We start from the raw sequence: 517 nt of genomic DNA, 5'->3' as shown, positions 1-517 counted from the left end.
CGTGGCCCGGCCTTCAGCATGCCCAGGGCGCGCAGGCGGCGCGCCGGAATCCCCAGATGGGCTGCGGCGTCGCGCAGCGGCAGCAGCCGCCGCATCGGAAAGAGGTGGACGGTCGCCGTGCCGTCGTCGGCGTCATCCAGAGGGGTGCGGCCGGTCATGCCCCAACGATGTTGCGGCGAGGCGCGCAAAGTCAATCACAACCTGCCGGGCCGAGCGATGCGCCGCGCATAAGCCTTATGCTTTAGCGGCAGATGTGCCGGTTGCCGTCCGCCCCGATATAGGTGCCGGTCAGCGGCTCGAAACAGGCGCTCATCACGCAGCTATTGCCGGAGGCCAGCGGTGCGGGATTGATCCGTGCCGCCACCGCCATGTCCTCGCGCGCCGCGGCGCCGCATAAGGGCGTATCGGCCGGCGCAGACGGGTCGTTGACCAGTTGCGCCGCGTTCGCCGGAGGCGGTTCCTCGCCGGTGACGCCGGGCGCGAATTGCAGCGGCGGCCGACGCGCCGCCGTGGCTGT

The 517-nt window shown here is 71.2% G+C and carries 1 protein-coding gene; it reads right to left on the bottom strand.

Going from position 1 to position 517, the window contains the following annotated elements; all coding sequences use genetic code 11:
* Positions 1-241: 241 nt before the first annotated feature.
* Positions 242-517: BA14K family protein (locus HUK84_RS22625; protein ID WP_176642092.1), on the bottom strand; the 276-nt coding region annotated here is incomplete at its 5' end.

Origin of the sequence: Nguyenibacter vanlangensis (genome assembly GCF_013376155.1) — a bacterium.
Taxonomy (GTDB): domain Bacteria; phylum Pseudomonadota; class Alphaproteobacteria; order Acetobacterales; family Acetobacteraceae; genus Gluconacetobacter; species Gluconacetobacter vanlangensis.
This window is presented reverse-complemented; position numbering and strand designations above follow the sequence as displayed.